The organism is Stutzerimonas stutzeri (assembly GCF_000935215.1).
Lineage (GTDB): Bacteria > Pseudomonadota > Gammaproteobacteria > Pseudomonadales > Pseudomonadaceae > Stutzerimonas.
Genome location: NZ_JXXD01000261.1, coordinates 1 through 9,222, shown reverse-complemented (window position 1 = coordinate 9,222; position 9,222 = coordinate 1). Strand labels below are relative to the sequence as shown.

10 protein-coding genes and 1 pseudogene are annotated in these 9,222 nt (G+C 60.3%); 4 read left to right on the top strand and 7 right to left on the bottom strand.

Annotated features, from left to right (window positions below; all coding sequences use genetic code 11):
- Positions 1-374, top strand: a pseudogene (locus tag LO50_RS21525) (phosphate ABC transporter substrate-binding protein); the annotation flags it as partial.
- Between the two features lie 18 nt (positions 375-392).
- Here LO50_RS21525 and LO50_RS21520 read toward each other — a convergent pair.
- On the bottom strand, positions 393-1,709 hold the full coding sequence (locus LO50_RS21520; RefSeq protein ID WP_014821105.1) for an NTP/NDP exchange transporter: 1,317 nt from the start codon (positions 1,707-1,709) through the stop codon (positions 393-395).
- Positions 1,710-1,776: 67 nt separating this feature from the next.
- Positions 1,777-2,823, bottom strand: a complete 1,047-nt coding sequence (locus tag LO50_RS21515) for an SDR family oxidoreductase (protein WP_044316312.1) — start codon at positions 2,821-2,823, stop codon at positions 1,777-1,779.
- A 148-nt stretch (positions 2,824-2,971) separates the two neighbouring features.
- On the opposite strand from LO50_RS21515, the gene LO50_RS21510 reads away from it, so the two are divergent.
- Positions 2,972-3,877 (top strand): LysR family transcriptional regulator, encoded by a 906-nt coding sequence (locus tag LO50_RS21510; RefSeq protein WP_044316311.1) that lies wholly within the window; start codon positions 2,972-2,974, stop codon positions 3,875-3,877.
- A gap of 52 nt (positions 3,878-3,929) precedes the next feature.
- On the opposite strand, the gene thrH is transcribed toward LO50_RS21510, so the two are convergent.
- From thrH to LO50_RS24385, 3 genes are read right to left on the bottom strand one after another with little or no spacing between them, the layout of a single operon-like run.
- Positions 3,930-4,544 (bottom strand): bifunctional phosphoserine phosphatase/homoserine phosphotransferase ThrH, encoded by a 615-nt coding sequence (gene thrH, locus LO50_RS21505; protein WP_014821108.1) that lies wholly within the window; start codon positions 4,542-4,544, stop codon positions 3,930-3,932.
- Positions 4,545-4,558: 14 nt separating this feature from the next.
- A complete protein-coding gene (locus tag LO50_RS21500; RefSeq protein WP_003300809.1) occupies positions 4,559-5,176 on the bottom strand; it encodes a LysE family translocator in 618 nt (205 codons plus the stop codon).
- Between the two features lie 48 nt (positions 5,177-5,224).
- The gene (locus LO50_RS24385; protein WP_272867665.1) at positions 5,225-6,007 is read right to left on the bottom strand and encodes a 2OG-Fe dioxygenase family protein; all 783 of its coding nucleotides are present in this window, start codon (positions 6,005-6,007) and stop codon (positions 5,225-5,227) included.
- A 121-nt stretch (positions 6,008-6,128) separates the two neighbouring features.
- Here LO50_RS24385 and LO50_RS21485 point away from each other — a divergent pair, with 121 nt between their 5' ends.
- On the top strand, positions 6,129-7,064 hold the full coding sequence (locus tag LO50_RS21485) for a LysR substrate-binding domain-containing protein (protein WP_037000029.1): 936 nt from the start codon (positions 6,129-6,131) through the stop codon (positions 7,062-7,064).
- Between the two features lie 70 nt (positions 7,065-7,134).
- On the opposite strand, the gene LO50_RS21480 is transcribed toward LO50_RS21485, so the two are convergent.
- Together LO50_RS21480 and LO50_RS21475 are read right to left on the bottom strand one after the other, a co-directional pair.
- Positions 7,135-7,722: a glutathione S-transferase family protein gene (locus tag LO50_RS21480; RefSeq protein WP_044316310.1), complete on the bottom strand. Its 588-nt coding sequence runs from the start codon at positions 7,720-7,722 to the stop codon at positions 7,135-7,137.
- Positions 7,719-8,147 (bottom strand): VOC family protein, encoded by a 429-nt coding sequence (locus tag LO50_RS21475; RefSeq protein ID WP_044316309.1) that lies wholly within the window; start codon positions 8,145-8,147, stop codon positions 7,719-7,721. Before LO50_RS21475 ends, LO50_RS21480 begins: the two co-directional genes overlap by 4 nt.
- A gap of 113 nt (positions 8,148-8,260) precedes the next feature.
- On the opposite strand from LO50_RS21475, the gene LO50_RS21470 reads away from it, so the two are divergent.
- Positions 8,261-9,157 carry a LysR family transcriptional regulator gene (locus LO50_RS21470; protein ID WP_044316308.1) on the top strand — a complete coding sequence of 299 codons (897 nt, stop codon included), beginning with the start codon at positions 8,261-8,263 and terminating at the stop codon, positions 9,155-9,157.
- Positions 9,158-9,222 lie beyond the last annotated feature (65 nt).

The following is a 9,222-nucleotide window of genomic DNA, read 5'->3' as shown; positions in this document are numbered from 1 at the left end:
CGCACCCGCCATTGGCGTTCGACCAGCCGTACCTCGGCCACCAGGCCCGCGACGTGAAGAACAAGGGTTTCGTGCTGCGTGACGACAACGGCGAAGTGCCCATCGAAGCCGTCGACATCGTCGCCGACACCGTCGTGCGGCTGCGTGCCAGTCGCGGCTTCAGCGGCCAGCCACGCATCAGCTACGCCAGCCACCAGGTCGGCGGCGCTGGCCAGCTGCGCGACAGCGACCCGATGCGCGCCGACGCCACCTACGAATACCTGCCCGACCTCATGCCTGCCGAAGCCAACATCAAGGCACTGGTGCACCAGCCCTACCCACTGCACAACTGGAGCATCGCCTTCGATATCGCCGCGCAGGGTGGTGAACGCTGAGTCGAAGCAAGGTGGAATTCATCGGCAAGCGACCTCTGCCATCGCCGGTACTTCCACTCGCCTGTCCGCCTGCTTGCCGAGCTGCCAGCCGAGGTAGCCCCAGAGCAGCGCGCAGAGTGCGCCGGCCACGGCTACCAGGCCGGCGCCCTGACCGAACATGTCCAGTGCCGTCTTCCCCCAGCCGCTGACGGCATCGCCGGCGCGGTAGACAACCGTGTCGATGACGCTCTTCGCCTTGTACTTGCTCTCCGCATCCAGCGGCGCGAAGAGCATTTCCCGTCCGGGCCGGACGAACGCGTACTCGCCGATGCGGCGCACGATCATCAGCGCGGCGAGCACGGCGAAACTGGGCATCAGCGCCAGGCCAATAAAGCCGACGCAGACCAGCAGCGGCACGATGGCCAGCAGCACGCGCACGCCAAGCTTCTGCGCCAGGCGCCCGGTGATGAACAGTTGCGACAGCAGCGCGCCCGCCTGGACGACCACGTCGATGGTGCCGAACACGCGAACCTGGGCGGCCCGGTCAGGGAACAGCTCGGCCACCAGGCGCGCCTGCTCGAAATAGAGGAAAGTGGTCACGGTGGCCAGCAGCACCACGAAGCCGGCGATGCCGAGCAGATAAGGCGACTGCAGCACCCGCGTCATCCCGCTGAACGGGTTGCCTGGCACCGGCTTGCGCGTGCTTTCCGCCGGGGCCGCGCCGTGGCGCCCTGCTCCACCGATCTCGCGCCAGCGCATCAGTGAGAACTTGAGCGCCAGCGCCGCGCCCAGCAACAAGGCGGCGAGCAGCATCAACCCCGACTCGCCCAGGCTGCCGATCAGCAACGCACTGAGCGCCGGCCCGACCAGCCCGCCGACGCTCGCGCCGGCGGCGATAAAGGCGAACAGCCGCTTGGCCTGGGCGCTATCGAACACATCCGCCATCAGGCTCCAGGCCACGGACACGACGAACAGGTTGTAGACCGATATCCACACGTAAAACACCCGCGCCAGCCAGGGGTTTTCGCCCTGCAGTAGAAACAGCGCGGAGAACAGCAGCAGGTTCAGGCAAAAGAAGCCGTACACCCAATCGACGAAATGCAGCCGCGGTACGCGGGAGCTGAGCCAGGCGAACAACGGAACGGCAGCCAGCATGACAAAGAAGGTCGCGGTAAACAGCCATTGCAGGTTTTCCACCCCCGCCGCGATGCCCATCGACTCGCGGATCGGGCGCAGCATGAAGTAGCCGGCGAAGAGACAGAAAAACAGCAGGAAGCCACTCAGCGCCGGACGCAGCTCATGCGCTTCGGCATTGATCGTGGCACTCAGGCGATGCACAACGGATGGCGTGCTCATGGGCGCGCTCCTGAAAAAGAAAGAGAGGTAACCGGGCGCGAGCGCAAGGCGGCCCGCGCCCGAGGGTTCAGGGGTAACGCACGCCGGTCAGGCGTTCCGACAGCTGCCACAGTTCGGCGGCATCGGCCTGGTTCGCGGCGGCCTCGGGAATCCTGGCAAAGCCCAGCGGCCCACGTTTCTCCTCCTCCCCGGTCGGCCCGTAATAGGCGCCGCCGACCGCTTCCGGCGCGGTCGCGGCATACAGGGTCGGCAGTGCGCCTTGGGCGGCGGAGTGGTACTTGTCGCGATCCTTGGCCCAGTTGGCAGCGAACTCGCTATCCAGCCCCGGCCCGCGCTTGACCAGTTCGGTCACCGCGACGCCCGGGTGCGCGGCGATGCTGCGAATGCCCCAGCCGGCGGAATCGCTGTGGCGCTGCAACTCCATTGCCCAGGTCAGCACCGCCAGCTTGGATTGCGCGTAGGTGGCGTAGGGGTTGTAGTCCTGCTCGGCCTGCAGGTCCGCGAAGTTCAGGCGACCTCGACCCGCCGCAATGCTGGACAGGCTGACCACCCGGGCATCGTCGCTTTCCAGCAGCAGCGGCATCAGCAACGCGGTCAGAGCGAACGGCCCGAGGTAGTTGGTCGCCAGCTGCAGCTCATGGCCGTCAGCGGAAGTGCCCCGCTCAGGAGGCGCCATGATTGCCGCGTTGTTGATCAGTACGTCCAGGCGCGGCAAGCGTTCCTGAAGGCGCTCAGCGAGGCCGCGCACCGAGGCCAGGTTGGCCAGATCGACGGCCTCGAACTGCACGCGGGCATCCGGCACCTGCTCACCTATCCGCTCGATCGTCTCCTGCCCGCGCTCGGCGTTGCGCGCGGCGATGATCACCTCGGCGCCGGCGCGTGACAGCGCCAGCGCATCTTCGTAACCCATACCACTGGTGCCGCCGGTGACCAGCACGATGCGGCCCGTCTGGGCAGGCATGTCGGCCAGGCTCCAGTCCGGTTTCGGCGCCGGTCGGTTGGCGGCTTCGATGGTCAGCGTTCCAGCCAGCGCCACCCCGGCGATCAGCGCTCTGGCCAGCTTCATAAGAGGCCAAGCATTACTGCCCGGCCCGGTTGCGTTTCTCTGCGCCATGATCGTTTCCTCGTCGTCGTGAATGGCCTGCCTCAGGCAGAGGCGGCCGACGGAGGAAATATCAGCGTACGATCACAGGCTGATAATCCAGGCAAACATGGACGGGCTGTTCGGCCAATCGTACAGTTCGATCATTCAAGGAGGTCCCATGCGTCAACCCAACCTGAGTGATGTAGCCCTGTTCGCCGCTGTGGTCGAAGCCGGAGGGTTTCGCGCCGCGGCGCAGAAACGCGGCATGTCGGCGTCCTCGCTGAGCGATTGCATGCGCCGCCTGGAAAGCGATCTGGGCTTGCGCCTGCTCAACCGCACCACCCGCAGCATCACCCCGACCAGTGCAGGCGAACGCCTGCTGGAACGCCTGCGCCCGGCGCTGGACGAGATCAGCGCCGCATTCAACGACCTGGACGATGACGCCCAACGGCCGGTCGGCACCGTCAAGCTGAACGTGCCGGTGCCGGTGGCGCGCTTCCTGTTGCCGGACCTGCTGAGCCGCTTCCTCAAGCTCTACCCGGCGGTGAACGTCGAAGTGGTGATGGAGAACACCTTTATCGACGTCATCGCGGCGGGCTACGACGCCGGGGTGCGCTACGAGGAAAGCCTCGCCAAGGACATGATCGCCATCCCCATCGGCCCGCGCCGGCAACGCTTCGTTGCCGCCGCCGCGCCCAGCTACCTCGCCGCCCATGGCACACCGCGGCACCCGTCCGAGCTGACCGAGCACCAGCTGCTCGGCCATCGTTTCGAGAGCGGCAAGGTGGGTGTTTTCGAGTTCGAGAAGGACGGCCGAACCCTGCGCATACCGCCACAAGGCCAGCTCGTCACCTCCTCCCACGACCTGAAGACCAGCGCGGCGATCAACGGCCTGGGCATCATCTACACCTTCGAGGACTTCATCCGCGAGCCGCTCGCCGACGGCCGCCTGACGCCCATCCTCGAAGACTGGTGGCAGTCATTCGACGGCCCCTATCTCTACTACCACGGCCGCCGCCACATGCCCTCACCGCTCAGGGCTTTCGTAGATTTCCTCAAGGCCGAGGGGCAAGAGCGGGCCTGACTCAGCGCAGGTCAGGGCTTGGGCAGATAGCCCGGAAGCGCCTCCAGCCGCTTCATTCCAGCGCAGCTCTTTCATGAACGAGCAAAGGAATAATCTCATCGACACTTGCCACAGTTTTAATATCTGGAGCAGCTGCGCGCGTCGCTGCAGACGGGCTGACTAAATAACTTTTATTCGCCATTCGCAACATCGCGAGATCATTGAAGGCATCACCTACTGCCAACACATAACGCCCTTCAGAAAGCGCCTGGGCCACATGGTCTTCCTTACCGGCGCGCTTATAAAAACTGCAATCCGTCACAAAGCCAAAACGATCCACATTCAGGCGATGACACATAGCTGTCGGCCCGCCTAACAAGTCGAAGAGCGGATTTGCCAACTCGAGAAAGCAGTCAGAAATAATGTTTATCTCGTACTCATTAAAAGAAAGCTCATCAAGAAACTGTCTGGCGCCGGGAACAGGCTCAACATGGGATAGTATTCGGCTGACACAGCTGAGTCTTAAGCCGTTGTCACGCAGAAGCGCAATGCGATTTCGCATCAACAAATCGTAATCTGGCACCTCGCGCGTGGTCAGTGCCAGGGAATCGATGCCTGTACGCTCGGCAATGATTGGCCAAAGCTCCGGGACCAAAACACCTTCTAGATCTATGCAGGCCAGTTTCATAAGCCTCTCCTGAATCATCGCCCAACGCCAGGCAATACTAAGCTCGCGCCAAGACCAATCAGCGCGGTACCAATAACCCGGTCAACAATGTGCTGCTTTCTCAGTATGCGTCTACGCAGAGCCTCAGCGGAAAAGAATACCGCCACTAAGCTAAACCAAACCAAGTGAGACAACGACATAAATATACCGTAAGCAAAATTAACGTATAGAGAGCTATCGGCGCGCACTACCTGACTATAAGTTGCAACCACAAACAACATTGTTTTTGGATTGAGCGCATTAGTAAAAAAACCAGTCCGAAATGCTTTCCAAGCTGTAGACTCACGTCCGTCAGCCTCCCCTATCGTCAGGGCTCCAGCATTCATCAACGATTTAATTCCCAAGTAAATGAGATAGCCAGCGCCGAGCATCTTCATACTTATGAACAGTATGGGTGAGTGGGTAATTATTACAGCGATTCCGAAAACCGTGTAAAAAACATGGACCTGCACGCCACAAGCAATACCTAGCGCAGCCGTCAAACCATTCTTCCGCCCGAACGAGTAACTATTGCGGGTCACCATGGCAAAGTCGGGACCTGGACTGACAACAGCTAAGACAGTAATGGCGGCCACTGCAAACAATTCGTTCATCTACATTCTCCGAGGCGGTAAGACTAGCCTACCGCCAGGATCTATTAATCAGCGCTTACTGAAGGTGATAACCAATACATCTCGATAAGCGGGCAACTCTGGATCTATCTGAATGACCGGTGTTACACCATGCAGCACACGCTCGTCATTCACGATGGCGGCCTCCAACTCATGTGCAAGTGTAAGACTACTCAACGGTCGTCTATCACGGTCATAGATAGACGTTTCTCCATTAACGATGTTGACGCGATTAACCAGCATCATGAAAACGAAGTTTACCCCATCACGATGAATGCCTTCAGGAGTTGGTGAGGCTGGAAGCTGTGAAGCATTTATTCTGAACTGGTGAACCTCGATGTGCCAAGAATAATACGGAGCTAGGCTACTAAAACTGGCACAACATAGCTTCAATGCAGAGCGCAACACTTTCCCTTCGCTTATTTCGCCCTCTATCGGAGCAAAGTATCGTGGAATACCGCCGTTGAGGCTGTTGTAGTCAGTGCTCTGAAAGTGCGGTTGGTGCGGTTCCATAACGGGGCACTGTATGCCAGGACCAGCACTGTATGTCCCATGTCGGCGGAAACGGTACGTGCCGCCATCGCGCATATACGCGTCCTGCTCAAGGCGATTCCAGCTCTCCTGAAAAGCATGCCAATCATCCATGACGTCTGGGTCCATTGCAGTCAGCAGCTTGGTAGTCTTTCGGCCAGCAAGGAAAATGAAATCTTTTTGTGCTACTTTTTCGCACAGATTTCTGACTTCAGGCGACGGGTTGGTGAGCTGAGGGTGAAACATGACGGCATTTTGTATATCGCTTCGCATGTTATTCATAGGTCCTCCTGATGGGCAATACCACCGCTTTGACTCAAGTGGCAGCAGAAATCTTGCGGACCTACAAGCAATTAGAAAAACGATTTATCGTTTCCGATATCTGTGAGAAAACGTCGTCTATATGAATTTACCTCCGCTAGCTTCGTTTCGGTTTTTCACTGTTGCAGCCAAAACTCAGAGCTTCGTCAAAGCAGCTGAGCAACTGCACGTAACTCACGGCGCCGTTAGTCGTCAGGTGCGGCTGCTGGAGGAAGCTATCGGGGTCGAGTTATTTGATCGGCGCAACAGGGCAATATTTCTCAACCAGGCAGGCCACCTCCTTCTTAACGTGACAGCGCCCCTGTTCGATCAGTTGGAAGATGCCGTTTATCGCTTACAGCGAGAGGGTCGAGAAGACGTCCTTGTGCTCTCCTGTGAGCCCACCATCGCCATGAAGTGGCTGATCCCTCGACTTCCTGCTTTTCATGAAGCGCATCCGAACTTGCAGATCCAATTATTGGCCGCCGGCGGGCCGATTGATTTCGCCCGCTCAGGGGCTGATCTCGCAATCCGCCGCGATGACTTTCATTGGGGCAGCTCTGTACACAGCGTGAAAATCTGCGAAGAGTGGATCGGGCCGGTTTGTACGCCGCCAAATACTCCCGACAAGAAACGGCTGGACAAATTAAGCCTGTTACACAGCAAGACTCGCCCGATGGCATGGGATAATTGGCTACGCCTTACGGGAGTGGATCTCTCTGGTTCTATAAAGGTCGACTATGAGCATTTCTACCTGTCCATTCAGGCGGCGACGTCAGGATTAGGAGTAGGAATGGCGTCCCTATTTATGGTTCAAGCCGAACTGGAGTCCGGCCAGCTAGTTGCGCCGTATGGCTTTATCCGAGACGGTTCAACATATTGCCTTTTATCACCCAAAGCTTTGGATGAAAGTTCCAAGTGCAATATATTCAAGAGCTGGATAACGGAACAACTTGATCACTACATTGAGCTTATGGGTGGTGAGCTGCCGCCAACAGCTAACTCGACGAGCAGCCCACATCCCGCGGTATCTTCTTAGCAGGTAGGCCGTAACTCGGAATGCTGGCCGACAGCGGTTTTGTCAGTAAACCTGCCTACCTGATCGACACTCAGGGCTTGGGCAGATAGCCCGGCAACGCTTCCAGCCGCTCCATCCAGCGGGCGACATGGCTGTAAGGCGTCAGGTCCACATCCCCTTCCGGCGCCAGCACCACGTAGGGGTAAACCGCGCAATCGGCGATGGTCGGCCGGTCAACCGCCAGCCAGTCGTGGCGCTGCAGATGCTCGTCCAGCAGCTTGAGCACCGCCGGTGCCTTGGCCAGCGCCGCGGCCTTGTCCAGCGGGTAGCCGAACTTCTGCACCAGCCGAGCCGCATTCAGGCTCTGCTGGATCTCGTTGGCGGTGAAGGACAGCCACTGCACGATCTCCGCCTGCCCGCGCGGGTTGTCCGGCCACCACGCCAGGCCGCCGTATGCGCCGGCGAGGTAAACCAGAATGGCCTGCGAGTCGCGGACGATATGCCCGCCATCGTCCAGAATCGGCAACTGCCCCAGCGGGTTCAGCTCGGACAGCGGCGGCTTCTTGTGCGCGCCGTTGGCGAAATCCACAGCTACCAGTTCAAGGTCGATATTTGCCAGCGCAGCGAACAGCCGCACCTTGTAGCAGTTGCCGGATGGACCCAGGTCGTACAGTTTCATAGCGCACCTCCTCTGATGAGCTGATTGAATTCGAGCACGTTGCCGTCCGGGTCGCGGATGAACAGCGCGATCCGCCGCGGGCCGATGGGATGCGGCCCCTCGGTGATGACGATGCCCTGCGCCTCGAGCCAATGTTGGAGCGCCGCGAGGTCATCGACGATAAAGGCCGGATGGGTCATGCCCGGCCGCTTCACCGGCGCATCCAGCAGCACGTTGTGCGCATCAGCGGCACGCGCACCGTTGAAGATCAGGTTGATGCGCACGCCGTTCGGGCTGAGCATCTCGTTCGCTTCGAACAGCGGAAAGCTGGCGCTCTCGACGAAGCCCAGCGCCTGGTAGAAGGCCATCGCGCGCGGCCGGTCGCTGACACGAATGCCGATGTGGTCGTAGGCGAGAATGCGGGCGGGACTGGCTGACTGATTCATGTGCGAAACTCCAGGAAATCTCAGTCCCTGCAGTGTCAGCCACCGCGCCGGTTTCACCTATGCCGCGGGCCTGACAACATCTATGCAGCGATCGCACAAATCACGAGGTGGCAATGGACAAGCTCAAAGCAATGGCCAACTTCGTTCGCATCGTCGACAACGGCAGCCTGAGCTCGGCCGCCGATGCCACCGGGCAATCCGTGGCATCGGTGGTGCGCTCGCTGGCCGCGCTGGAACGGCACCTCGGCGTGCGCCTGCTGAACCGCAGCACTCGGCGCATGGCCCTCACCGACGAGGGCGCGGAGTACCTGGCCTGGAGCCGGCGCATGCTGGCGGACTTCGCCGACATGGAGCAGCGCCTGGAGGCCAGCGACGGCGCCGTCCGCGGCCTACTGCGCATCACCGCACCAGTGGAGTTCGGCCAGCGTTACGTCGCGCCGCTGGTGAATGAATTTCTCAAGGAACATGCCGAGATCCGGGTCGAGCTGAACCTGAGCGACCAGATCGTCCCGCTGCTCGACGAACGCCTCGACCTCGCCCTGCGCATCGGCCACCTCCCCGACTCGGCAATGGTCGCCCGACAGATCGGCAGCACCCGGCTGGTCACCTGCGCCAGCCCCGACTACCTGAGCACCGCCCCCGCCATCGACACCCCCGCAGCACTGGAAGACCACGCCTGCATCCTCTTCGCCGCCCAGGGCCGCCATTGGTACTACCGCCACGGCGAAAAGGAACAGGCTGAAGAAATTATCCCACGCCTGACCTGCAACCAGATCCGCGCCGCCAGCCTGGCCTGCGTGCAAGGCCTCGGCATCACGCGGCTGATGCACTATCAGGTGGCAGAAGAACTGGCTGATGGCCGTCTGGTAAGGGTGCTCAGGGATTACGAACCGAAGGACCTGCCGATCCAACTGGTCTACCCACACGCCTTGAAGCTATCGCCAAGGGTGCGGGCGTTTGTGGAGTGGGTTTGTCTTAGGTTGGAGAGGGGGTTGCCGGGGTTGGGTTAGGGTCGCGGCTGACTGCTATTGGCCGATTCTGTTGAAAAAGTAGGTTTAGCGGCAGCAAGGCGGTC